Source organism: Veillonella sp. ICM51a (assembly GCF_000524355.1).
In the GTDB taxonomy this organism is placed as follows: Bacteria; Bacillota; Negativicutes; order Veillonellales; family Veillonellaceae; genus Veillonella; species Veillonella atypica.
In genome coordinates this window covers 1-24687 of sequence record NZ_JAPX01000048.1, presented here as the reverse complement: position 1 = coordinate 24687, position 24687 = coordinate 1, and the positions used below count along the sequence as shown (strand labels likewise).

Here is a 24687-nt window from a genome sequence, read left to right as displayed (position 1 = left end):
CTTATACACCCCCTATGGTCAAGGAAATTTCCATACCAAATATTTCGCTAAAATAGATAGAATCTCGATTAAACGTCCACCATTCAAGAGAAATATTTTCCTTTGTCCGTACGTGAACAATTAATTCTTTATCCTTCTCTTCTAATCGTATCTCGTCTATTTTTTGATTACTTCCCGCATCTAATGAACAGGCTACACGGACGATAGCAACAAGCTTTGTAACTTGTATTTTTTGTAATTCTGTTAGCACTCTAAAGCAATCATCATCATCTGAAGGTGTCCCTTTATAGTGGTAATACACTACATTCGCAACTACTTGTTTTTCTTCCTCTGAAAGTCCAAATATATCAGTTCCCATGACGATATGATACGCATGCTCGCCATGATTTCTAAGGCTTACAAATTTACCAACAGAACACAAGATTGCCGCTATGCGACACAAATATCCCCACCGCTCTGGCAAGCCTTTATGACGCAATGCATTACAAAAGGCTAAACTAAAACGTTCAACCTCCCTATCATGTATAGAATCCGTGTGATAACGAGCCGCTATAGCACGTGCTAAGTCAGCATTTTGCTCACGTAACTGATACATATACGGATGATTTTCAGATTCTACACCGTAAAACCAACTAATACCTTGTGAAAAAGAATAACTACTAAATATTAAAGACTCTGGTTGAATCGCATTAATGATTTCTGCAAACAAAATCATTGTAGGCATAAGAATATTAGCTTTAAATTCCGGTATCTTATACCGATTCATTAATTTGGTAGCCGTAATACCATCAAAGGAGTCTACTAGCTCTTTAAATTGCTGTGGGTTAATTGTTGTAATAGGTTCACTATCACTATATCCCATCAATTGTAAGATTAAACGTGCTTCATCACCGGAAAATATGACATTCTTAATATTAAATAATTGCAATTCTTCTCGCAATGGACTAATCATACGATGCAAATATTCTGTAATAGCAGTGCTAAACGATATAGAAGCCCTTTGATTTCTGTTAAAAGACTCCATAACACGGAGAGAACCACTATGCATGTTTTGTTGGAATAACAAAGATGCTCCTCTCCAAGCTGTTAGACCAACCCCTCCAGATGTAACATCTGCAAAGAGACAAGCTGTATCCTCATCTGTCGCCTTATGATGGTACATCATTTCGTAATATACAAGAGCGTACTTAAAATATACCTCTTTAGGCATATCTATCACTTCAACACGCATGCCAGTTTGTATAAAAATCTGATCCAATATAGCCCTTCTATTAGTGGCCTCTCGAATTACGGTAGTGCCATATAAATGACATCTAGACACACCATAATCAGCCATTAATTGTTTATAGCCCTTAAGAATGTCACAAATCTCTTCAATCGTTTTAAAGCTAAGACGTGAAGTTTGAAATAATTCTTCTCCAAAGGTCACTTCTCGAGCTGCATAATCGATGACACGTACATCATCAATACTTTTGTATTCTAATATTGTAATGCTCATGCTACTAGACCCAACATGTAAAATAGCATATCTGAGCACTTTTGATAATGTCATACCTACCTCCTACTGAGGGGACCACTCAATTTCTAACTGACGTTTAAATTCCTTTTTAAAAGGCTTCACTAATTTTTCAACAGCCCCTTTTGTTATATCAATATCTCGATGCTTTGGATACTGTATAATCAAACGCACCTCATCTGGACTAATTCGACTATCTAAATTCATAACCAGCTGTTCATGGCTTTCATCAAGAGCCTCAGCAATAGCTAGAATAATTGACAACTTTTGCCCTATCGAACGCTGCTCATCATCCAGTAGTTTACCGTACAAGAAGTTTTTATATTCCTTAGGTGTTAAACCATGCGAATTCATAACGAGAAACGCACTAAAAGCCTGTTCAATATGTGTCATTCCATATAGATTACTGTTAACCAGCATATAGCAACCATGTCGAGCATGACTATAATAATTCACACGTTTGCCAATATCATGCAATAATGATGCTACTTGCAAACAACGGCGCAGCGCATTATCGCCCTTATGCAAGGACCACCATTGTTCAAATAATGTATCAGCTAATCTGCAAATATATTTAGCATGAACGAGCTCATGACGTGTCATCTCCAATAAAACATTTTCTGCAGAGTGAATCAATATATCTGGAATAATAGGATTACCACCTAAATAGTTATGCCCATAATAATCATAAAATAAACCTTCTCGAAGGCCAGAACCACCTACGACTAAGGTTTTACAATTCACATAATTAAATAATTCATAGACGATACTCATTCCCGCAATTATGATATCAGCTCGCTCGGATGAAAGACCATTTATTTTTTTGCGTTGCGCTAACGGTTTAGATCTAACCTCATCCAATAATTCTGTAAAGCGATGGTATGGAATCTCATAATTATGTAATTTAGTAATAGGATATGATAATTTACGTTGATCCATTTTGGCTATATTTCGTGCAGTACCACCAATACCTAACAGAGGCATTTTAGTGTTCTTAAGCCAAGGTTGTTCCTCTATGGCCTTTCTAATGGCCTTAATCATTTTATTGTATTCTTTGTCAGTAAACTCATCGCCCTTCTGATAGGTTCCGGTTAATGTTAAAGCACCAATAGGTAAGCTAACAGACTGTTCAATTTGACGATTTCTTACTAATGTAACTTCAGTACTGGCTCCGCCTAAGTCAAAAATAACAAAATCCTTGAGACCAATCGTATTAATAACACCCAAAAAGCCTAAACGAGCCTCTTCTTCTCCTGAAATACATTCTAAATCAAGCCCAGTCTCACGTTTCACGGTTTCAATAAATTCATCACCATTTTTAGCTAATCGAACAGCTGCTGTAGCAACAGCTTTAATAGAATTTACTTCAAGCGCTTTTGCCATATGTACATAAGACTGTAGCGATACTAAGGCACGATTCATAGCAGGTTCTGTCAGTTTATGATTGCCCCACATATTTTCGCTTAAGCGAATGGAATTTTTTTCCTGATAAATTAAGCGATAACTACCTGTATCTGATATTTCATAAATAACGAATCGAACGGAATTCGATCCTAAGTCAATAAATGCAATGCGTTCCATCTTATCATCCTTTATAAGCCCAAATCGATATAGACTATATATGTTAGTATACCATAGAAAAACGCGATCCTTTCTACGAAAGAATCGCGTCCTACCAAGGATATATGTATAAACCATAATTAGTCCACATATATCCTATAACTAGCAGTATTTATTTTATTCCAAATACACGTTTGCCATTTTCATAAGCAATCGAAGCAAACTCATCTACATCCATACCGCGTAAGGATGCAATTTCCTGAGCCACAAATTGTGTTTTACTCGGATCATTACGACGGCCTCTAAATGGAGGTGGTGTTAAATACGGAGAATCCGTTTCAATAAGAATACGGTCAAGTGGCACTTGTTTAGCAACCTCTTTTAACTTCGTAGACTTTGGAAATACAACAGGTCCAGCAAAGGATATATAGAATCCCAATTTAATAGCCTCTTTAGCCATCTCCCAACTACCGGAATAACAATGGAAAATCCCCCAATTGTCCTTGCCTTCGTTGCTCAATATATCCATGATATCACCATGGGCATCACGGTCATGGATGATAATAGGCAAATCTACCTCTCGAGCCAACTCGAGTTGACGTATAAACACCTTCTTTTGCGTTGGTCTATCAGAAAAATCATAATAATAATCTAGGCCGATTTCACCGATAGCACGCACTTTATCATTGCGTAATGCTAACTCTTTAAAGTATTCATAATCATCATCGGTAAAATCTTTCGCTTCGTGAGGGTGTGTGCCTACAGCCGCATATAAACGGTCATCTGTTTCAGCCAATGCAACACCAGATTCAACAGTTTGTCTATCAACACCAGGAATCATAATGTATTCAACGCCTGCATCGAAACAAGATTGTAACATATCAGCTCTATCGTTATCAAAACGATTATCGTTAATATGTGCATGTGTATCAAAGAGTTTCATTATTTTACAATGCTCCCTGCTGGTAATGATTCAATATTGGTAACTTCTAAATGTTCTTCCCAATCAGAAGCGGATAAAATCATACCATAAGATTCTATGCCCATCATCTTTTTAGGGCTCAAGTTTGCTAAGTAAATTACCTTTTTACCAACCATAGATTCTGGCTCGTAATATTGAGATATACCACTTAATACGGTGCGTTCTTCAAGGCCAATATCCAATACAAATTTCAATAATTTTTTAGACTTAGGTACCTTTTCACAACTTACAACCTTAGCTACACGAAGATCCAATTTTTCAAAATCATCATAGCTAATGTTTTCTTTTAAAGGTGGAATATTCGATGTATCAACAGATTCTGTAGTTTTTTCTTCTACAGCAGTGATGTCTACCATTTCTGGAACTTCAAAACGTGGATAAATCGGTTCACCTTTTACGACCTTCGTACCAGTTTGGATGCCGCCCCATGTGCGCACATCATCCAATTGTACATGCTCAAAACCACCTAGTCCCAATTGGTCCCAAATTTTTGGAGCCCCTACTGGAATAACAGGACTTACGAGAACAGCGATGATACGTAAACTTTCAGCAAGATGATACATAACGGATTGCAAACGACGTACATCTGTCTCATCAGAGCTTTTAGCCAAGACCCAAGGCATAGTTTCATCGATGTATTTATTCATGCGGCTGATGAAAGCCCATACTGTTTTAAGGGCCTTATTTAATTCCATAGCTTCCATTTGGGCTTCAAAATCTGCAACCGTTTGTTCTGCCAAGGAAGAAATTTCTTTATCTAAATCATCTACATCATTAGTTTTTGTGATGATGCCACCATGATATTTTTCAATCATCGCAATAGTACGATTTAAAAGATTACCTAAATCATTAGATAAATCCGCATTAATTTTGGTTACAAAGTTAGGCAATGTGAAGTTTCCATCATGGCCTAATGTAATTTCACTTAACAAATAATATCGCAAAGAATCCGCACCATATGTATCAATCAATGGATTTGGATCAATAACATTACCTAGAGATTTACTCATCTTGGTACCATCTACAATCATCCATCCGTGGCCAAATACCTTTTTAGGCAATGGCAACTCAAGGCTCATGAGCATCATAGGCCAAATAATAGTGTGGAAACGAACAATTTCCTTACCCACCAAATGAAGATCTGCTGGCCAGAATTTCTTATATAGTTCACCATCCCCATCGAAAGGAGATAATGCGCTAATATAGTTTACTAATGCATCGAACCAAACATACACAACGTGTTTAGGGTCGAAAGGAACCTTAATCCCCCAGTCAAAAGAGGTACGAGATACAGCCAAATCCTCAAGCCCTTGTTTTACGAATTGAATCATTTCATTGCGACGAGATTCAGGTTGAATAAAATCAGGATTTTCTTCGATAAATTTCAACCATTGGTCTGTATATTTACCAAGTTTAAAGAAATAGCTTTCCTCTTTAACGCGCTCTACAGGACGTCCACAATCTGGACAGGTATGATTTTCACCAAGTTTTTGTTCAGTCCAGAAGGATTCGCAAGGTGTACAATACCAACCTTCGTATTCTGCTTTGTAAATATCGCCTTTTTCGTAAGCTTTCGTAAATAATTCTTGAACTACCTTTTCATGACGTGCATCGGTAGTGCGAATAAAGTCATCATTGGAAATATGCATTTTTTCCCATAATGCTTTAAATCCATTAACAATATTAGTCGTATATTCTAATGGTGTAATACCTTGTGCCTCAGCAGCACGTTGAATTTTTTGACCATGTTCATCAGAGCCAGTTAAAAATCGTACATCATAACCAGCTAAACGTTTAAAACGAGCAATTGTATCAGCTACAGATGTACAATATGTATGACCTATGTGCAATTTAGCACTAGGATAATAAATTGGAGTTGTAATATAAAATGTCTTCTTTGTATCGCCCATCATAATCTCCTTCTATTCATCACTTGTGAAAGTGTTATCGCTCTACAATATTATAAACCTCACGGCGAGAAACGCCAAAGCGTTTTGCTACTTCGCGAATAGCTTCCTTCTTTGGTACTCCTGTTTCTACTAATTCGGCTACGGCTGCTTCATAGGATATAGGTTGTTCTTCCATATCATCAGTCGGTTCACCCGTCTCACAACCACCTATCACTAAGACAAATTCGCCCTTATAGATAATTTGATTTAGGTTCTCACAAATAGAAGCTAAATCACTGCGTAAAAAGGTTTCAAACTTTTTAGTTACCTCGCGAGCAATCGTAATCGGTCGATTGCCAAAGGCCTCATACATATCACAGAGAACCTCTTGTAAACGATGAGGTGCCTCATAAAATATTAGCGTTCCTCGTTGTTTCGCCATAAGCTGAAGAGCATCATTGCGATGTTTCCCACGCTTTGGTAAAAAACCGAAGAATGTAAATTGTTTAGTATCTAAATCAGATGCAATAAGCGCCGTTAATGCTGCATTAGCCCCCGGTAAGGGTACAACGGATATAGCTTGTGCAATGGCCTTCGATGCAAGATCTGCACCAGGGTCAGATATAGCAGGCATGCCCGCATCACTAACACAAGCAATATTCTTACCCTCTAATAACATCTCTATAATAACAGTTCCTTTTTCTTCCTTATTATGTTCATGATAAGAAATCAAAGGCTTACTAATTTCAAAATGCTTTAACAATATACCGGTGTGCCGTGTATCTTCGGCTGCAATAGCATCAACCTCTCCCAGTATCCGTACAGCACGATACGTCATATCCTCTAGATTGCCAATGGGCGTAGGCACTAAATACAAGGTGCCCTTGTTATTTTCGTTCATACCAACGAGACACCTCCTCCGTGTACACATTAGGTTGGCTATATACGATTAATGGCGGCTCAACGATTAACCCTTGTTCACCGCCCTTTATAGCCTCAATCAAAACGATTTTAGCCGGTTTATGAATCATACCATGAACCATGCGTATTCGTTTAACAGTAAATCCAACCGCTGTTAATGCATGTATGAGCTCTGATAAACGAGGTGCACTATATACCATCCATAAACGCCCCTTATTTTTGATTAATCGAGAAGCCGCTGTACATACATCATCAATAGAAGTACAACCATCATGTAATGCCAAGCTAAGATGATGATTATTAGGCACTTCACCTCGTCGATGGTCAAAATAAGGAGGATTCACTAGAACACCATCAAAAGGTTTGGAACCAAATTGCTGATAATTCATAGTGCGATAATCACCTTGAACTATGGATACAACATTGGATTTATGATTATATAGAACACTGCGTTCAGCCATGTTAGCCATTACATCATTAATCTCAACACCTGTAATATGACCAGCACCTAGAGATGTACCTATTAACGGTAATACCCCTGTACCTGTGCCTAAGTCTATATATCGATGACGCTGATTAAATCGGCAAAAATGAACCAATGCAATAGCATCAAAGGAAAAGCGAAATTGATCTTGCCGCTGATATATCTTTAAATCATCGATAATCAAATCATCGAGTTGCTCTTGATTATTCATCTGGCAATGCCACATCAGACCATTTTAAATCGATGGTTCGACCTGCCTCCAACTGAACCTTAACTGTATGTTTATGATGATTTACCTTAAGAACCTTGCCGATACCTTCATCAGTTACGACCTCTTTACCGATACCTGGTGGCTCTACGTCGCGAGGCGAAGGAGTTCTATCCTTCTTCACATAAAGGTCTCCACCCTTTTTATATAAATCGTCTTCATAGTTTAAACAGCACATGAGACGACCGCATACACCAGAAATCTTGGTCGGATTCAAGCTCAAGTTTTGATCTTTAGCCATACGAATCGATACAGGTGAGAAATCACCTAAAAAGTTAGAACAACATAAAGGTCTGCCACAGGCACCTATGCCATTTAACACTTTAGCTTCATCACGAACACCTACTTGACGTAACTCAATGCGCGTTCTAAAGACAGTAGCTAAATCCTTTACTAGCTCACGAAAGTCTATGCGCCCATCAGCTGTAAAGAAGAATACAATTTTATTCATATCAAATGTGTATTCTACATTAATTAGCTTCATCGGCAATTTGCGCTTCGCAATCTTTTCTAAGCATATAGCAAAGGCTTTTTCTTCTCGTTCCTCATTCTTTTCTAATTGTTGTAAATCCTTAGGTGTAGCCTTTCTCATTACTTCTTTAACAGGCATCACTAAAGAATCCTTTGCAACCTCTTTTGGTCCAATTACAACCGTACCATATTCAACGCCACGCGCTGTCTCTACAATGACGCCATCATCGATTGTTAGAGTTTCTTCGCCAGGTAAGAAATAGTAAATCTTACCAGCCTTTTTAAATCGTACGCCAACGATGGTTACCATCTAAACCTCCTCACGAGCATCGTGAAGGGCGATACTAAGACCGTCCATCACGAGAGCGATTTTTATGTGTAACCGCAGTGCCTGTTCCGCGCGCAATGTTTCATGAGCTACAGTTGCTAAAGCGGCCATTGGCCAATGCGGTAATAATTCTAATAATACTGTTCTATGCATGGGTACTTGCAGTTGCTCTATGGTTGCACCACATTTAAGGGCCATCATATCGCGACTTAACAATCGTAACCAATGCATTAAATCCAATGCATCATCACGGGTCAATGACTCACACCATATGGCAATCTTTGAAAACCATCGTGAATCAGAGCCTAATGTTCGCATCCATTGTATGGCTAATTCCAACATGGCTATCGTTCCCTGTTGTACTAATGCTTCCACAACAGCAGGGTTACCATGGCCCATCGAAATAGCTTCATCTATGTTTCCTGTAATACCACGTTGCTGCAATGCGTAGCGAATACTTTCATCCGAAACGGATTGAAAGCCCACACCCATACACCGTGAAATAATTGTTGGCAACACAAGATTAATCTTGTTCGTAATAATAATGAAGTACACCTGTGCCGGTGGTTCTTCAATCGTTTTTAACATGGCATTCGCCATAATAGCATTGGCCATGTGAAAGTCTTCAATGATAACGACGCGGTTTCCAAGACCAGCAACAGATAGATGATCTTGCAATAGGGAATACCATTGTTCTACTTTTAAGGTTGATTTCATAGGACGAATCCAAAATGCATCTCCCTTATCCATATAAATAGGTAAACCTTCCGCTTCTATTTTCTTTTCACTTTCACCATTGGCAAGGCGTGCATTTTTTACCGCTTCTAGATATTCAGCCCCATTATGGCCTGGAAATACCTGCCGTCCTAAAATCAACGATGCTAACCCTATAGCCATATCAAGTTTACCAAGTCCAGCCTCTCCATAGAACAACAAGCTATGTGGTAATGTTTGCCGTTTTACCAATTCAGTTAGGTGGTTTTTAATCGTATCTTGACCGATTACATTATCAAAATATGTCATAATCCCTCCTATCCTGTCCAATATTACTATTATATAGGAAAATGGCGACTTTTTAAAGAGTCGCCATGTCCTAAGATATGTGATTTTATCTATCTCAATATCCTTTTTACCACATCGTATATGTCATTATGTATAGATTCTATACTGCGCATTGTAAAAGTTCCAGATTTATCTTGTTGGGCACAGGAAATACGATGCCATTGATAACGTTCAACTAATTCATCATAGGCATTGTGAACAGCTTGCAAATACACTCTATTTCCTTCGTGTATATCCCCTGTCTCTCCCCCTGTTTTACCAGTTCGCTCAGACATCAAAGATTCCGTCACGACTAATGGAACATCAAGCAAACATACCGCATCAGGACGAGGTAAACCAAACTTAACAAATTCAAAGTCTTCCAACCATTCTAAAAATTGAACACGTTTATCCGCATCCGTATATTTCACCATTTGATGAACCATATTTGACGTCGTATACCGGTCAGCAATAATGATGCCACCATCATTATAAAATGACTGCCAATCCATTCTAAAGGATGCAAAACGATCGATAGCATACATAGAACTTGCTACATAGGGATTAACCGAGTCTACATCTGTGCCAAATTGGCCCGATAAATACATCTTAATCGGCATCGATGCATCACTATCATAATTTGGAAAGCTAACACTGCGCACACGATGACCTTCTGCTTGTAATCGTTCTACCAAGCACTTTGTTTGTGTAGCTTTGCCACTGCCATCGCCACCTTCTAGTATGATTAAAGTCCCCATCTCTACTCCTCTACAACTTGTATCGTTTCTAAATTCATATCGGCTGCACCATTTGGCATATACCCCAATACACGCCGTTGTTGTATATATTGTAACACAGATTCTGTAATCTCTTCACCTACGGCTATACAAGGAATTCCCGGTGGATAATAAGCAATGGTTTCACCGCAAATATGATGTAACGCCGCCTCAAACATACAGGATTTACGATCCTTATAAAGGGCTTCCCTCGGTGTCATACGTACAACAGGAGTAGGCAGAATGGTAGCTGACTGAATAGTCTCAGTACGTTCCTCTATTTGTTCACCAGCACGATTTGTTAAGGATGACTTACTACAAATCTCATCGCTTATAGCCTGTACAGCCTTTACAAGAGTCATGATAGATTCTTCTGTATCACCTATCGTGATGAGTACTAACACATGATGCGCCTGCACAAGTTCAACTTCGATATGGTGAGCACGTAATCGTTTTTCGAAATCCACACCGGTAAGCCCCAATTCCTTGGCATCAATCAACACCTTTGTTACATCATAGTTAGGTCTATCTACATCCTTGCTTGACATGATAGAAATGCCCTTTATGGCTTCCAATGCACGTCGTAGTTGTAAACTTAATGACACAGCATGATTTACCAAATTTCTACCTTCCGTAGCCAACTGATGGCGCGCCATATCAAGGGAAGCTAAAAATATATAATTAGGACTCGTACTTTGTAACATCTGATGCATTTGTGTAATGCGGCGTTTATTAATTAAATCGCCTTGCCCTAATAGCCAAGAGGTTTGCGTCAAAGAACCTACCGATTTATGCGTGCTTTGTGCCACTAAGTCTGCACCTGACGCAATGGCTTCAACAGGTAAATTTTCTGAAAATGGTAAATGAGGTCCGTGCGCTTCATCAACAAGAACAATCATCCCTCGTTTGTGTGCTTCTTGTACGATGTTTACAATATCTACACCTACACCATAATAGTTTGGATACACTAAGAGAATCGCCTTAGCCTCTGGATGAGCATCCATGGTTTTAATAGCATCCTCCACTGATACACCTAGAGGGATACCCCACCGATCATCAAATTGGCAATCCATATAAACAGGCTTTGCACCAGATAACACTAATCCACTAATAACGGAACGATGTGCTTCTCGAGGAATGATAATCGTTTCATCAGGGCCTACTGTCCCCATAATCATCGCTTCAATTAAAGCGGTTGTGCCATTAATAGAGAACCAGCAATCATCAGCTCCATATAATTCAGCAGTTAAGTCTTGCGCCTCTTTTAACTCTCCTTCAGGTTCATGTAGATCATCTAGAGCATACATAACCCCTAAATCATATGGCAGTGCTGCTCCCATCCATTCCTTTAGTAACTGAGGCGCTTCAACACCAATCTTATGACCAGGTGTATGAAAAGGCACAAAATGTTGTTCCTTATATGATTCTAAAGCCTCTACAAAAGGCATTTTTTCTTGATTGCTCATATATACCTCGTAAAAAGGGCATGAATCTCAATGAGACTCATGCCCTTATGCATGTTATTTATCGCTGTGGACGACGCTTAGGATTAAACTGATTCATCCCTTTGTCTATGCCCACCTCTAAGGTGCCTAATACAGCTTTTACTGTGTCTTTGATACCTTTTTGTACTTTCTCTTGATTTTCTTCACTAAATGGTGCTAACACGTGATCAATGACGGTCCATTGTGGTAATGGACGACCAATACCTACGCGAAAACGCGGAAAATTTTCTGTTCCTATATGGGAGATTAAAGATTTAATCCCATTATGCCCACCAGAACTACCATTTGGTCGAATACGTAATTTGCCTACCGGTAAATCCATATCATCATAAATGCAATACACATCAGATGGATCAATCTTATAGTACCGCATCAATGGACCTACAGACTCACCACTTGCATTCATAAATGTTTGAGGCTTTACAAGCAATACCTTCTCACCAGCTACATTAATACTGCACACCTCTGCCTTTTGTTCTTCCCTCCAAGGAGTGTGAGAAACGCTATCTGCAATGGCATCGATGACCATAAATCCAATATTATGTTTTGTCGCTTCATATTGCTTGCCTGGGTTACCAAGGCCTACTACTAACTTCAAGAATCACCTATTATTTATCAAATAAATTACTTACTGAAACTTCATGAAAGATACGCATAATTGCTTCGCCCAATAATGGCGCTACAGATAGTTGCGTTACATTGTCTAATTTGCAATTTTCTGGTAATGGCATTGTGTTTGTTACGATAAGCTCTTTAATGTTGGAGTTTGCAATGCGTTCACTTGCTGGATCTGTTAATACAGCATGGGTAACAGCAGCCATAACAGATTTAGCACCAAATTCTTTTAATGCTTTAGCACCTTCTACAAGAGAACCTGCTGTATCTACAATATCATCAACGATGATACAGTTTTTGCCTTTTACATCACCAATGAGGTTCATAACTTTAGCTACGCCTGGTTCAGGACGTTTTTTCTCGATGATTGCAATTGGTGCACCAATGCGGTCAGCCAAATCACGAGCTCTTGTAACACCGCCAAGATCTGGAGATACTACAATAACATCTTCAAGATTTTTTTCATTAATGTATTTAGCTAAAATGGATGCACCATATAAATGATCTACTGGCACATCGAAGAAGCCTTGAATTTGACCTGCATGCAAGTCAATTGTTACAAGACGTGTAATACCAGAAGTTTGCATCAAGTTTGCTACTAATTTTGCAGTAATTGGTTCACGACCACGAGTTTTGCGGTCTTGGCGAGCATAACCGTAGTAAGGAACTACAGCTGTAATATGACGAGCAGAAGCACGTTTTAACGCATCAGCCATAACCATTAATTCCATTAAATTATCGTTTACAGGATAGCTAGTTGGTTGAATGATAAATACATCTTTGCCACGTACGCTTTCATCAATCATAATTTGTACTTCGCCATTATTAAAGCGACCTACAAACGCTTCACCTAAAGGCAAACCTAAATAATCACAAATTTCCTTTGCCAATTCTGGATTTGCGTTACCTGTGAAAATCTTAAGTTTTTTGCCGTCTTCAAATGCCATTTTGATACCCTTTCATTTCTCCGTAATCTTAGTTAGTTACTCAATGTATATGTAACGAAATATTACAGATATACAACCTTATTGCCTTATTATTGTATACTATTTTTCCTATCTTGTGTGAAAAATTTTTGATAAATTCTTATTTCTTTTTGAAAGTATCGTCTGTAACCCAATTTTCTTTCACAATTTGCTTGCTACGACCTACTGCTAATGCCTTATCAGGAACATTTTTAGTAATCGTAGAACCTGCTCCTACATAGCTATAATTACCAATTGTAACAGGTGCTACCAAATTGCTGTTACAGCCTACAAATGCACCATCGCCGATAGTTGTACGATGCTTGATTTTTCCGTCATAATTTACCGTAATCGTACCGCAACCAATATTGACACCAGAACCTACATCGCTATCGCCAATATAGGATAAATGAGGGAATTTGGTGCCTTCCCCAACATTGGAATTTTTAACCTCAACAAAATTACCAATATGAACCTTGTTGCCAATAACCGTATTAGGACGCAAATGAACATATGGACCAATATCTACGCCATCTTTTACTTCGCAGTCATGACCATAGGTAAAATGAATTACCGTATTATTGCCAACAGTTACATTCGTCAAGCGTGTATGAGGTCCAATTTCACAATTTTCACCAATCACCGTATTGCCTTCTAAAACGGTACCAGGATGTAGAATTGTATCAGCCCCCACAGTAACCTCTGGTGCTACATAGGTATTGTCAGGATCAATAATCGTTACACCAGCGGTCATTAATTCTACATTTTTACGATGTTTTAAAATGGATTCTGCTTCAGCCAATTGCAAGCGAGAGTTTACCCCTAACGATTCTTCAAAATTTTCAGTCATATAAGCGCTTACTTTATCGCCGCCATTTACGAGAATACCAACCACATCTGTAATATACAGTTCACCTTGTGCATTATCGTCGGATAATAGGCTAAGACAAGGCCATAGTTTTTTACTATCAAAAGCATACATACCAGTATTAACTTCTTGTACAGCTAACTCTTCTGGTTTGCCATCCTTTTGTTCTACAATGCGTACCACATGACCGTCTTCGTTACGAATGATACGACCATAACCTGTTGGATCTGGCATATGGGCCGTTAAAATTGTAGCCGCTGCTCCAGATGCAGTATGTTCTTTTAAAAGAGCTTCTAAACTTTCCTTAGTTACGAGTGGCGTATCCCCACACAACAATAAAATAGTGCCATCAAAAGATCCTAATACAGGTTCTGCCATTTTTACTGCATGACCTGTACCATTTTGCTCTTCTTGACGTACAAATTCAGCACGACCTTCTAGATAGTCTTGTACTGCATTACCACCAAAGCCAACGATAACAACATCCTTATCGGTTCCAAGAGATTGAACAGTTTCTAGAACGCGTTCAACCATGGCTTTACCGCCAACTTTATGAAGTACCTTTGGCAATTTGGACTTCATTCGTGTACCCTTACCAGCTGCTAAAATAAGACTTGCAATATTCATAGTAAACTCCTATCTATCAATCGTATCAAATACAGGTTCGATGTGAATTTCATTTGTACTTTCATCAATGCCATGGAACGTAAATAGTGATTCATAATCATTGATTAACTTAGGATTTGGTTCAGCAGTAGCCACTAGAACACCTGTTCCCACCACTTTACCATTCATCTCATGTACAAGCTCGGTCAGGCCTTTAGCCGTACCGCCAGCCTTCATGAAATCATCAATAATTAGCACCTTCGCATTTTGTGGAATAGCGCGTTTAGTTAATGTCATCGTTTGAATTCGACCAGATGAACCCGTTACATAGTTAATACTAATGGCAGATCCTTCTGTAACCTTACTATCACGACGCGCGATAACAAGTGGCTTGTTGAAAGCCCTAGCCACCATAACCGCCAAAGGAATCCCTTTTGTTTCTACCGTCAAAATATAATCTGGATTGCGATCTACAAAGCGAGTCATAATAATTTCGCCTAACCGAGTCATCACATGCCAATCATATAAAATATCCGACATATAAATAAATCCACCGGGAATAATACGATCTGGTTCACGCAAACGTTGCTGCACATCGCGTAAGATTTCATTGGCCTGCTCGCCTTTTCGATGAGGTATGAATCGAACACCGCCAGCTACCCCCGCTACCGTTTCTAGAGTACCCAACTGAAAATGTTCCATCGATTGACGGACACAGGTTAAATCTTCACTTACTGTAGATTTCGCCATTCCGAAAAAATCACAAAAATAATTAAGAGATATAAGTTTTTGTGGAGAATCGACTAATAATTTAGTCATTGCCACCATTCTTTCAACACGTCGAACTTTATTCATAAGCCTTCCTTTGCTGAATACTCGATTTATATTGATATCTATATTATACCATGAATTTCCGAATATTCGCATTGAGAAAAAATATATAATTCGGAAAAAGCTCTAGTCATAGACTAGAGCTTTCAACAGTTTATATATAGTTATAAAATATATACTTTTACAGTTTGACGACCAAATCGCAAAGCTTCTGCACGAGAATTAAAGGCTAGGTCAATACGGCTACCTTTAATAGCTCCGCCAACATCATCAGCCACGGCATAGCCATAACCTTCAATAAACATCTTTGTACCTAATGGTATAATCCGTGGATCTACTGAAACAATACCTTTTTTTAAGCGACTGCCAGTTGCCGTATAATTGCTATTTCCTGGGTCTTGAGCACTATATGCACTAGCATGCATCGTCATAACGCGTACATACTTATTGGGAACCCCATTATGACTACGCGAAATGGCGGAATCGCCAAAACGAGTTTCTTCCTTTTCTAAAGCACTCATCGTAGCCGTACCTACACGCCCATCTACAGCGAGCCCTTTAGCCTTTTGAAACTTACGTACTGCTAATTCAGTGTTATGCCCAAAAATACCATCTGCTGAATCATTAAGATATCCTTGATGCACTAACATGGTTTGAATTTTCTGTACATGATGACCTCGTTGTCCCTTATCAACTGACTTCGCCTGTGCGAAGGCCATCATATTAGTCATACATAGCACAGTACATAGTATTAAAATTCTCTTAATCATGTACATTCCCCTTTATTGCTTAAGTTAGCAATTATGATATACCCCAATATGACATTCTTTTCGTTTAGCCCCTACAATTCGTAAGTAGCCATAACCAATGATAGCAGAAATGATGGAACCAATCAATACGCCACCTTTAGCCATCTCTTGAGCATGACCTGGATCAAAAGCTAGAACGGAAACAAATATACTCATAGTAAAACCAATACCACATACAATGGATGTACCATAAATAAATTTCCAGTTAGCTTCTGCTGGCATAGGTACAATACCTAACTTAATCATGCCAAACATAGCACCAAAGATACCGATTTGTTTCCCTAAAACAAGACCTAATGCAACGCCTAAAACAACTGGATGACTTAAATCAGCCATACCAAATCCATCAAGGTTAACACCAGCATTAAAGAATGCGAAAATTGGAACAATAACAAAACTTACCCAGTTAGATAAATAATGTTCCCAATGTTGCATTGGTCTCACATATTTACGACCAATCTTGCCCCGTTCAGGAATTGTCATCGCCAAGATTACGCCTGCCATTGTAGCATGCAAGCCAGAACGAAGAATACAGTACCATAAAATGATCCCAAGAATGATATAAGACAAAGATCTAACGTAACCAGACCGATTACAATAAATCAATAACCCCGTTACAACTACAGCAGCAAATAAATAGAAAAGATTAAGATTTGCTGCGTAGAATATAGCAATAACAATGATGGCAATTAAGTCATCAATAACAGCTAAGGCTGTCAAAAATACTTTCATAGAGTTAGGAACTCTTGAGCCTAATGCAGTTATTACACCTATAGCAAAAGCAATATCTGTCGCAGTAGGAATAGCCCATCCATGAACGTAAACTTCACTAAATCCAGCAATAAGATAGTAAATAATAGCAGGTACTAATACACCAAATAATGCAGCAATACCTGGCATGATACGCTTAGCATTCGTATTTAGTTCACCACTTACCAATTCACGTTTTACTTCTAATCCAACAAAGAGGAAAAAAATCGCCATTAATGCATCATTAACCCACTCCATCGTTGTTAATGGACCTAGTTTTAAATTAACCAGAGACATATATTGTGTTGCCAATGGAGAATTCGCTACGATTAAGGCAATAAGTGTAGCTCCTAGTAAAACGGCAGTAGCCGAACCAGGAGAACGTAAAAGTACAAATATCCGTTCCATATGATTCCTTCCTAATATGATAAGTTTATTATTTGTTCTTAATAGATCTTATTTTATAAGCCACAATTAAAACTATAGCACCTAATAAACCAGAAATAATAGAGCCTATAAAGATACCAATTTTAGACATTTCTTGAGTTACACCAGGTGGAAATGCCAATGTAGCCACAAATAAGCTCATAGTAAACCCAATACCACAGACAATGGCTGTACCATAAACCTCGGGCCATGTTGTATTAGTAGGCATCTTAATAATCTTAGACTGAACTAAAACGTAAACAGCGGAGAATATACCAAGCTGTTTTCCCAAGATAAGGCCTAAAGAAACACCTAAAACAACAGGGTGGAACAAATGATCTACAGAAACATCTGAGAAGGATACACCAGCATTTAAGAAGCTAAATAGAGGAATAATCAAAAAATTAACCCAATTTTTCAATTTATCCGCCCATGCGTGCATAGGATAAACAGTTTCTCCATCCAACTTACCCATTGCAGGAATAGTCATAGCTAACACAACACCAGCGATAGTAGCATGAACACCAGATTTTAAAACAAAATACCAAAGAACGGCACCGAGTACACCATATAAAACTGGTCTCACATAGCCTTGTTTATTGGTATACCACAACGCTCCCGTCACAATAGCAGCAACGATTAAATGAGGAAAATCTACACCACCACCATAAAATATGGCAATCACTATGATAGCAATTAAATCATCGATAACAGCCAATGCCGACAGGAATGCCTTCATCGCTTGTGATACGCGTTTACCAAGCATCATAATGACACCAATTGCAAAGGCAATATCGGTAGCAGTAGGTATTCCCCAACCATGCGTATATTCTGGTACAGATCCAGCAATTAAGAAGTAAACTAACGCAGGCGTTACCACCCCGGCAAATGCAGCTAAAACTGGTAACAATCTCTTTGAGTTGGTGTTTAGCTCACCGGAAATCATTTCAGTCTTAATTTCAATCCCTACATATAGGAAAAATAAAGCCATAAGACCATCATTTACCCACTCCAATACATCCATTGGACCTAAATAAATATGCATCAGAGAAAAATACTGTTCAGCTATTGGAGAATTGGCAGTTATAACACCAAGAATCGCAGCAAGTAATAGCATAATACCGCCAGATGATTCAGACTGAATAAATGCTTTAATATATTTCATAGTAACTTCCACTTTCTCAATCATAATATAAATACAGGTTTTAACACATAAAAAACCTAGTTGATTTATATTATTATATCATTTTAGTTCGAAATCAATCAATAAACTAATGATGAAGCACGCTGATTAGATACAGGAAGAATATAATAACTTAATGATTAAATCCTCTAATTAAAGAAATAAAAAATACAACTAGAGGAATAGTTAAACAAATACCTGCTATAGTATTTGTAACTGGATTGGACCAAAGTGGCATAATAAATCCAAGTAATACTAAGGTACCACAACAGATTGGTGTACGCCAAACATGTTTTATCTCAGCCGATACTTTAGATTCTGTAGCACTAGCTCTGCCAAATTTCTTTTTAATAGTCATAATAATACCAGTCACAATGCCTACAATAAGAACAATATCCCAGATAGCCCATAATATTTTAAGAGCCATTGTATTATGATTATGAATATGGAGATTAATCATTGTAGTCATGCCCGTAAAATACCAGGGGATATTTTTTGTAGAATACATATCCTTAGTAGAATCAGTATATAAATTAGCATAGACTGGTTGGCCCAAGAACATAGCTGGATCATCATCATTTTCAGCACCTAAATAAAATGCATAATGATGATTATTAAATTTAGATGGATAATCTATAGATATAAGCTGACGATCTGGGTATGCTTTCATAATTCGAGAGATAGCTTCAGATGGTTGTAAAATGTCAGATTGACCAACTGAAAGTTCTTGCTTTGCAGTGTGTAGTACATCTGCATTATAGCTGTCATTAGCAATAAAAAATCCACCTATCCATACACCTGTAATACATAAGATAAATCCCCATACAGTAGCAACCATAGCAAATTCTCGGTGTAATGTACTTAATTTCATATAGTTAGACAATACAGTGGATTTGGCAAAGCTTTTACGAAATGGACCGTATAAAAAAATACCAGAAATAATAGATAACCCACATACTAAAGATAAAATTGTTACAATATAAATTCCTGTTTTACCAAGGTCTAATCGTGTATGTAGTTGATGAAGTGTATGTAATACACTTCGAACCCAAGGATGTGCAGGCGTTTCATGATGCGTAGTAATAAGCCCCTTTGTTTCAGGATTATATAATACATAATCCCCTCCCATCCCCATACGCGCTGGAGGTGCTACAGTTGCGGAAGAATCAATAATGCGATACCGTAAAATATGTGCAGCCCCCATAGCTGGAGAAATATTTAAAATATCCTTAGACGGATATTTTTCTTTCACTAATAGGGCACCTTCATCAGCATAATTAAAAATAGATATTTCTTGTTGGCTCATCGCCATTGATGACGAGGAATGATGTGACCCTCCTTGAGCCCATGCATTTAATTCAGTTCGGAACATAAGGACAAGACCTGTAATACAGAACATTAAGAAAAATAGCACAGAAACTATAGATAACCATTTATGAATTTTATAAATTTTTGACATACATATGCCTCCTTCCTCATTATGTTATACATTAATTATTATATCAATACAATACAGCAACCACTATGGGTATAGAGTATATAAACAAGCTCCCCTTGAATGTATATATTATAGTATGATACAATATGTACATCATGCGGGCGTAGTTCATCGGTAGAATGCGAGCTTCCCAAGCTTGAGAGGAGGGTTCGATTCCCTTCGCCCGCTCCATACATAATATTCCGTGATGTGATATGCGTCATGGTTATTTTTTTGTATAAAGATATAATAAAAACAGATTTGTATTGTATATTTTTATAAGGAGTATTCCATGAAATTAAGCGCAAGAAATCAATTAAAAGGTACAATCATTGAAATTCAAGAAGGTGCTGTAAACGCAATTGTAAAAATTAATGTAGGTAACGATAACATTCTTACAGCTGATATTACAATTCAATCCGTTAAAGACTTAGGCTTAGCAGTTGGCAAAGAAGTTGTGGCTGTTATTAAATCCACTAGCGTAATGGTTGGTGTAGAATAATAAGAAAGAGTCGCTTCGGCGGCTCTTTTTTTATTAAAATATTTTTAAGTGCCCTGGTCGGACTCTACATGTAAGTATATATAATAAAAAAGGCTAATCATTTGGTTAGCCTTTTTTAGCTTAATCAGCGACTTCCTATCACTCCTCACTGTGGATTTCTCATCGCTGCTTTGCAGCTGGAGAAATCTTACGTTCGGATGAAGGTGATGTGTGACTCCCATACGTCGCTACGCTCCTCTGTTAGCTCACACCCTACCTTTCCCAGGTGCCCTGGTCGGACTCTATATGTAAGTATATATAATAAAAAAGGCTAACCATTTGGTTAGCCTTTTTAGCTTAATCAGCGACTTCCTATCCTCCCAGGCCGTCTCCAGCCAAGTACTTTCGGCGTTTACGAGCTTAACTACTGTGTTCGAGATGGGAACAGGTGGACCCTCGTAGCTATCGCCACTGAATCTGTCAGAGTTTGTACTCTGAAAACCACATAGAAGTTATATATATTTGTTGCACATGTCTGCTTATTGTTTTAAGTAAAGCCCTCGATCTATTAGTACCAGTCAGCTCCAAGCCTCACAGCTCTTCCACACCTGGCCTATCAACCATGTCGTCTACATGGGATCTTACTAGCTTATGCTATGAGAAACCTCATCTCAAGGCTGGTTTCACGCTTAGATGCTTTCAGCGTTTATCCGTCCCGAACGTAGCTACCCAACTGTACCCTTGGCAGGATAATTGGTACACCAGCGGTTCGTCCACTCCGGTCCTCTCGTACTAGGAGCAGCCCCCTTCAAGTTTCTTGCGCCCGCGATGGATAGGGACCGAACTGTCTCACGACGTTCTGAACCCAGCTCACGTACCACTTTAATCGGCGAACAGCCGAACCCTTGGGACCTACTTCAGCCCCAGGATGTGATGAGCCGACATCGAGGTGCCAAACCTCCCCGTCGATATGGACTCTTGGGAGAGATTAGCCTGTTATCCCCAGGGTAGCTTTTATCCGTTGAGCGATGGCCCTTCCACTCGGCACCACCGGATCACTAAGCCCGACTTTCGTCCCTGCTCGACCTGTCCGTCTCGCAGTCAAGCTCCCTTCTGCCTTTACACTCTTCGAGCGATTTCCGTCCGCTCTGAGGGAACCTTTGGGCGCCTCCGTTACTCTTTAGGAGGCGACCGCCCCAGTCAAACTGCCCGCCTAAGACTGTCCAGCCGGTTGTTAATCGGCCTGTTAGAAATCAATTAATCAAAGGGTGGTATCCCAACAACGACTCCTCTAAGACTGGCGCCCTAGATTCTAAGTCTCCCACCTATCCTGTACATTCATTAACTAAGTTCAATCTTAGGTTGCAGTAAAGCTCCATGGGGTCTTTCTGTCCAGTCGCGGGTAACCTGCATCTTCACAGGTACTTCAATTTCACCGGGTCCCTCGTTGAGACAGTGCGCAAGTCGTTACACCTTTCGTGCGGGTCGGAACTTACCCGACAAGGAATTTCGCTACCTTAGGACCGTTATAGTTACGGCCGCCGTTTACTGGGGCTTCAATTCAGAGCTTCGACCGAAGTCTAACCCCTCCTCTTAACCTTCCAGCACCGGGCAGGTGTCAGCACCTATACATCAGCTTTCGCTTTAGCAGGCACCTGTGTTTGTGGTAAACAGTCGCTTGCGCCTCTCTTGTGCCACTCATTCATGCTCCACGCGTTACTGCCCTTCACACTACATGAGTCCTCCTTTTCCCGAAGTTACGGAGGCATTTTGCCGAGTTCCTTAACGAGGGTTTTCCCGCGCACCTTAGGATTCTCTCCCCGCCTACCTGTGTCGGTTTTGGTACGGGCGATGTGTCTCTACCTAGAAGCTTTTCTCGACAGTGTAGGATCAATCACTTCGCTGTAAACAGCTCGTCATCACATCTCAGCTTTTAGAGTTACGGATTTGCCTATAACTCAACCTACATGCTTAAACACGCACTTCCAATCGCGTGCTGACCTACCTTACTGTGTCACTCCTTCGATCAAACGATTCACACCGGTACAGGAATTTCAACCTGTTGTCCATCGCCTACGCTTTTCCGCCTCGGCTTAGGTCCCGACTTACCCTGAGACGACGATCGTTGCTCAGGAACCCTTAGGCTTTCGGTGGAATGGATTCTCACCATTCTTTTCGCTACTCATACCGACATTCTCACTTCTCACCAGTCCACAACTCCTTACGGTACTGCTTCAATCCGATGAGAACGCTCCCCTACCCATATACATTGCTGCATATGACACGACTTCGGTTTCATACTTTAGCCCCGGACATTTTCGGCGCAGAGTCTCTCGACCAGTGAGCTATTACGCACTCTTTAAATGGTGGCTGCTTCTAAGCCAACATCCTGGTTGTTTTGGAAATTCCACATCCTTCGCCACTTAGTATGACATTGGGGACCTTAGTCGGTGTTCTGGGCTGTTTCCCTCTTGACAATGGACCTTATCATTCACTGTCTGACTCCCGAGTATAAGTATAGCCATTCGTAGTTTGACTAGGTTCGGTAACCGGTATGGCCCCTAGCCCGATCAGTGCTCTACCGCCTATACTCTCAACCTCGAGGCTAGCCCTAAAGCTATTTCGGGGAGAACCAGCTATCTCCGTGTTCGATTGGCATTTCACCCCTATCCACAACTCATCCCAAAGCTTTTCAACGCTCACGAGTTCGGTCCTCCACACAATTTTACCTGTGCTTCAACCTGGCCATGGATAGATCACTACGGTTTCGGGTCTACTATCACTAACTGAACGCCCTGTTCAGACTCGCTTTCGCTGCGGCTCCATGTTTTCCACTTAACCTCGCTAGCAACAGTAACTCGTCGGTTCATTCTTCAATAGGCACGCCGTCGTCCTGATATATATACAGACTTCGACTGTTTGTAGACATACGGTTTCAGGTTCTCTTTCACTCCCCGCCAGGGGTTCTTTTCACCTTTCCCTCACGGTACTATGCGCTATCGGTCGATATCAGTATTTTGGCTTGGAGGGTGGTCCCCCCTGCTTCCCACAAGGTTTCACGTGTCTCGTGGTACTCTGGATACAGTCCCATGTATGCAAGGTTTCGATTACAGGGCTTTCACCTTCTGCGGCTGAGCTTTCCAACTCGATTCTTCTACCTCATTTACACTTGATGACTGTCCTCAACCCCGGTGCGGTTGCCCGCTCCGGTTTGGCCTCTTTCCCGTTCGCTCGCCGCTACTAAGAAAATCTCGTTTGATTACTCTTCCTCTGGGTAATTAGATGTTTCAGTTCCCCAGGTGCCCTCCTCATACTCAAAGGTATGGGTGACAGTGCATAACCACTGCCGGGTTCCCCCATTCGGAAATCTACGGGTCAAAGGTTGCTTGCACCTCTCCGTAGCTTATCGCAGCTTACCGCGTCCTTCTTCGGCTGATATCGCCAAGGCATCCGCCGTACGCCCTTAAAATCTTTACTTATTTTGCGCCATAATTTGCGACTATCTTCGTTGTACTGCATTCAGCTCATCTTGCGTATACAAATACGCGGCGATTTCGCTTCATTGGTACGCCTCGATATTCATCAAATTCTGACGAAAATCAATTTGATTTTTAGACATGCATTAGATACATTGTCGTTTTTTGTAGCCGTACATTTTCATGTACGTCACCAATAAGTCAGAGAATTATTTCCTATGTGCTCGGGTCAACCTACTTAGAAATTCTAAGAGATGACCTTACAAATATATAATAATTATCTTCTATGCAGTTTTCAAAGAACAAAACTCCTTATGGAGTTGTTTGAGAGTCTTTACAGATCTCTCAAAACCGAACAATGTAGGTTGTAAGTACAGCTAGCGCATATGCTACGTCTACTTACTGGCCAAAGTGTCGACCTAAGTGACATCCAAGCTCTTGGCTCGGTGTATGTCTCCC

General features: G+C 39.7%; 19 protein-coding genes, 1 tRNA gene and 2 rRNA genes. 2 read left to right on the top strand and 20 right to left on the bottom strand.

Going from position 1 to position 24687, the window contains the following annotated elements; translation table 11 throughout:
* Position 1: 1 nt before the first annotated feature.
* The 18 genes from HMPREF1504_RS08780 to HMPREF1504_RS08695 form a co-directional block, all read right to left on the bottom strand.
* Positions 2-1552, bottom strand: a complete 1551-nt coding sequence (locus HMPREF1504_RS08780) for a Ppx/GppA phosphatase family protein (protein ID WP_038125155.1) — start codon at positions 1550-1552, stop codon at positions 2-4.
* Between the two features lie 9 nt (positions 1553-1561).
* A complete protein-coding gene (locus tag HMPREF1504_RS08775; RefSeq protein ID WP_038125153.1) occupies positions 1562-3097 on the bottom strand; it encodes a Ppx/GppA phosphatase family protein in 1536 nt (511 codons plus the stop codon).
* A gap of 151 nt (positions 3098-3248) precedes the next feature.
* On the bottom strand, positions 3249-4019 hold the full coding sequence (locus HMPREF1504_RS08770) for a TatD family hydrolase (protein ID WP_005380831.1): 771 nt from the start codon (positions 4017-4019) through the stop codon (positions 3249-3251).
* Positions 4019-5968: a methionine--tRNA ligase gene (gene metG, locus HMPREF1504_RS08765; protein ID WP_005380905.1), complete on the bottom strand. Its 1950-nt coding sequence runs from the start codon at positions 5966-5968 to the stop codon at positions 4019-4021. Before metG ends, HMPREF1504_RS08770 begins: the two co-directional genes overlap by 1 nt.
* 34 nt (positions 5969-6002) lie before the next feature.
* The gene (gene rsmI, locus HMPREF1504_RS08760; protein WP_005380853.1) at positions 6003-6848 is read right to left on the bottom strand and encodes a 16S rRNA (cytidine(1402)-2'-O)-methyltransferase; all 846 of its coding nucleotides are present in this window, start codon (positions 6846-6848) and stop codon (positions 6003-6005) included.
* Complete coding sequence (locus tag HMPREF1504_RS08755) at positions 6835-7563, bottom strand: tRNA1(Val) (adenine(37)-N6)-methyltransferase (RefSeq protein ID WP_005382479.1); 729 nt, start codon at positions 7561-7563, stop codon at positions 6835-6837. The genes rsmI and HMPREF1504_RS08755 overlap by 14 nt, the downstream gene beginning before the upstream one ends.
* Positions 7556-8401 carry a stage 0 sporulation family protein gene (locus HMPREF1504_RS08750; protein WP_005378472.1) on the bottom strand — a complete coding sequence of 282 codons (846 nt, stop codon included), beginning with the start codon at positions 8399-8401 and terminating at the stop codon, positions 7556-7558. Before HMPREF1504_RS08750 ends, HMPREF1504_RS08755 begins: the two co-directional genes overlap by 8 nt.
* Positions 8402-9442 carry a hypothetical protein gene (locus HMPREF1504_RS08745; protein WP_005380866.1) on the bottom strand — a complete coding sequence of 347 codons (1041 nt, stop codon included), beginning with the start codon at positions 9440-9442 and terminating at the stop codon, positions 8402-8404.
* 89 nt (positions 9443-9531) lie between these two features.
* Positions 9532-10218, bottom strand: coding sequence for a thymidylate kinase (locus HMPREF1504_RS08740; protein WP_005380943.1), 687 nt, complete (start codon positions 10216-10218; stop codon positions 9532-9534).
* A 2-nt stretch (positions 10219-10220) separates the two neighbouring features.
* On the bottom strand, positions 10221-11702 hold the full coding sequence (locus HMPREF1504_RS08735) for an aminotransferase class I/II-fold pyridoxal phosphate-dependent enzyme (protein ID WP_005380983.1): 1482 nt from the start codon (positions 11700-11702) through the stop codon (positions 10221-10223).
* Positions 11703-11760: 58 nt separating this feature from the next.
* The gene (pth, locus tag HMPREF1504_RS08730) at positions 11761-12339 is read right to left on the bottom strand and encodes an aminoacyl-tRNA hydrolase (RefSeq protein WP_005378490.1); all 579 of its coding nucleotides are present in this window, start codon (positions 12337-12339) and stop codon (positions 11761-11763) included.
* A 10-nt stretch (positions 12340-12349) separates the two neighbouring features.
* Complete coding sequence (locus HMPREF1504_RS08725; RefSeq protein WP_005378517.1) at positions 12350-13303, bottom strand: ribose-phosphate pyrophosphokinase; 954 nt, start codon at positions 13301-13303, stop codon at positions 12350-12352.
* A gap of 139 nt (positions 13304-13442) precedes the next feature.
* Positions 13443-14816 (bottom strand): bifunctional UDP-N-acetylglucosamine diphosphorylase/glucosamine-1-phosphate N-acetyltransferase GlmU, encoded by a 1374-nt coding sequence (gene glmU / locus HMPREF1504_RS08720; protein WP_038125151.1) that lies wholly within the window; start codon positions 14814-14816, stop codon positions 13443-13445.
* A gap of 9 nt (positions 14817-14825) precedes the next feature.
* Positions 14826-15650 carry a pur operon repressor gene (gene purR, locus HMPREF1504_RS08715; RefSeq protein WP_005378496.1) on the bottom strand — a complete coding sequence of 275 codons (825 nt, stop codon included), beginning with the start codon at positions 15648-15650 and terminating at the stop codon, positions 14826-14828.
* A gap of 140 nt (positions 15651-15790) precedes the next feature.
* Positions 15791-16396 carry a 3D domain-containing protein gene (locus tag HMPREF1504_RS08710; RefSeq protein ID WP_005380958.1) on the bottom strand — a complete coding sequence of 202 codons (606 nt, stop codon included), beginning with the start codon at positions 16394-16396 and terminating at the stop codon, positions 15791-15793.
* A gap of 24 nt (positions 16397-16420) precedes the next feature.
* The gene (gene nhaA / locus HMPREF1504_RS08705; RefSeq protein ID WP_005380993.1) at positions 16421-17593 is read right to left on the bottom strand and encodes a Na+/H+ antiporter NhaA; all 1173 of its coding nucleotides are present in this window, start codon (positions 17591-17593) and stop codon (positions 16421-16423) included.
* 28 nt (positions 17594-17621) lie between these two features.
* The gene (gene nhaA, locus HMPREF1504_RS08700; protein WP_005378504.1) at positions 17622-18776 is read right to left on the bottom strand and encodes a Na+/H+ antiporter NhaA; all 1155 of its coding nucleotides are present in this window, start codon (positions 18774-18776) and stop codon (positions 17622-17624) included.
* A gap of 151 nt (positions 18777-18927) precedes the next feature.
* On the bottom strand, positions 18928-20253 hold the full coding sequence (locus HMPREF1504_RS08695) for a PepSY domain-containing protein (RefSeq protein WP_005380903.1): 1326 nt from the start codon (positions 20251-20253) through the stop codon (positions 18928-18930).
* 136 nt (positions 20254-20389) lie between these two features.
* On the opposite strand from HMPREF1504_RS08695, the gene HMPREF1504_RS08690 reads away from it, so the two are divergent.
* Together HMPREF1504_RS08690 and HMPREF1504_RS08685 are read left to right on the top strand one after the other, a co-directional pair.
* A tRNA-Gly gene (locus tag HMPREF1504_RS08690) sits at positions 20390-20463 on the top strand.
* Positions 20464-20563: 100 nt separating this feature from the next.
* The gene (locus HMPREF1504_RS08685; RefSeq protein ID WP_005378494.1) at positions 20564-20773 is read left to right on the top strand and encodes a molybdopterin-binding protein; all 210 of its coding nucleotides are present in this window, start codon (positions 20564-20566) and stop codon (positions 20771-20773) included.
* A gap of 338 nt (positions 20774-21111) precedes the next feature.
* Here the strand turns inward: HMPREF1504_RS08685 and rrf are convergent.
* Positions 21112-21228: ribosomal RNA gene (gene rrf / locus HMPREF1504_RS08680) — 5S ribosomal RNA — on the bottom strand.
* A gap of 72 nt (positions 21229-21300) precedes the next feature.
* Positions 21301-24229 (bottom strand): 23S ribosomal RNA (locus tag HMPREF1504_RS08675).
* Between the last annotated feature and the right edge of the window lie 458 nt (positions 24230-24687).

What these genes read in the sequence shown, in the direction of transcription:
- HMPREF1504_RS08745 (WP_005380866.1), bottom strand. Translation starts at nt 9,442, where the DNA reads ATGACATATTTTGATAATGTAATCGGTCAAGATACGATTAAAAACCAC.
- HMPREF1504_RS08685 (WP_005378494.1), top strand. Translation starts at nt 20,564, where the DNA reads ATGAAATTAAGCGCAAGAAATCAATTAAAAGGTACAATCATTGAAATT.
- HMPREF1504_RS08775 (WP_038125153.1), bottom strand. Translation starts at nt 3,097, where the DNA reads ATGGAACGCATTGCATTTATTGACTTAGGATCGAATTCCGTTCGATTC.
- HMPREF1504_RS08710 (WP_005380958.1), bottom strand. Translation starts at nt 16,396, where the DNA reads ATGATTAAGAGAATTTTAATACTATGTACTGTGCTATGTATGACTAAT.
- rsmI (WP_005380853.1), bottom strand. Translation starts at nt 6,848, where the DNA reads ATGAACGAAAATAACAAGGGCACCTTGTATTTAGTGCCTACGCCCATT.
- HMPREF1504_RS08695 (WP_005380903.1), bottom strand. Translation starts at nt 20,253, where the DNA reads ATGTCAAAAATTTATAAAATTCATAAATGGTTATCTATAGTTTCTGTG.
- metG (WP_005380905.1), bottom strand. Translation starts at nt 5,968, where the DNA reads ATGGGCGATACAAAGAAGACATTTTATATTACAACTCCAATTTATTAT.
- HMPREF1504_RS08755 (WP_005382479.1), bottom strand. Translation starts at nt 7,563, where the DNA reads ATGAATAATCAAGAGCAACTCGATGATTTGATTATCGATGATTTAAAG.
- HMPREF1504_RS08770 (WP_005380831.1), bottom strand. Translation starts at nt 4,019, where the DNA reads ATGAAACTCTTTGATACACATGCACATATTAACGATAATCGTTTTGAT.
- HMPREF1504_RS08750 (WP_005378472.1), bottom strand. Translation starts at nt 8,401, where the DNA reads ATGGTAACCATCGTTGGCGTACGATTTAAAAAGGCTGGTAAGATTTAC.
- HMPREF1504_RS08740 (WP_005380943.1), bottom strand. Translation starts at nt 10,218, where the DNA reads ATGGGGACTTTAATCATACTAGAAGGTGGCGATGGCAGTGGCAAAGCT.
- nhaA (WP_005380993.1), bottom strand. Translation starts at nt 17,593, where the DNA reads ATGGAACGGATATTTGTACTTTTACGTTCTCCTGGTTCGGCTACTGCC.
- HMPREF1504_RS08735 (WP_005380983.1), bottom strand. Translation starts at nt 11,702, where the DNA reads ATGAGCAATCAAGAAAAAATGCCTTTTGTAGAGGCTTTAGAATCATAT.
- nhaA (WP_005378504.1), bottom strand. Translation starts at nt 18,776, where the DNA reads ATGAAATATATTAAAGCATTTATTCAGTCTGAATCATCTGGCGGTATT.
- HMPREF1504_RS08780 (WP_038125155.1), bottom strand. Translation starts at nt 1,552, where the DNA reads ATGACATTATCAAAAGTGCTCAGATATGCTATTTTACATGTTGGGTCT.
- HMPREF1504_RS08725 (WP_005378517.1), bottom strand. Translation starts at nt 13,303, where the DNA reads ATGGCATTTGAAGACGGCAAAAAACTTAAGATTTTCACAGGTAACGCA.
- purR (WP_005378496.1), bottom strand. Translation starts at nt 15,650, where the DNA reads ATGAATAAAGTTCGACGTGTTGAAAGAATGGTGGCAATGACTAAATTA.
- glmU (WP_038125151.1), bottom strand. Translation starts at nt 14,816, where the DNA reads ATGAATATTGCAAGTCTTATTTTAGCAGCTGGTAAGGGTACACGAATG.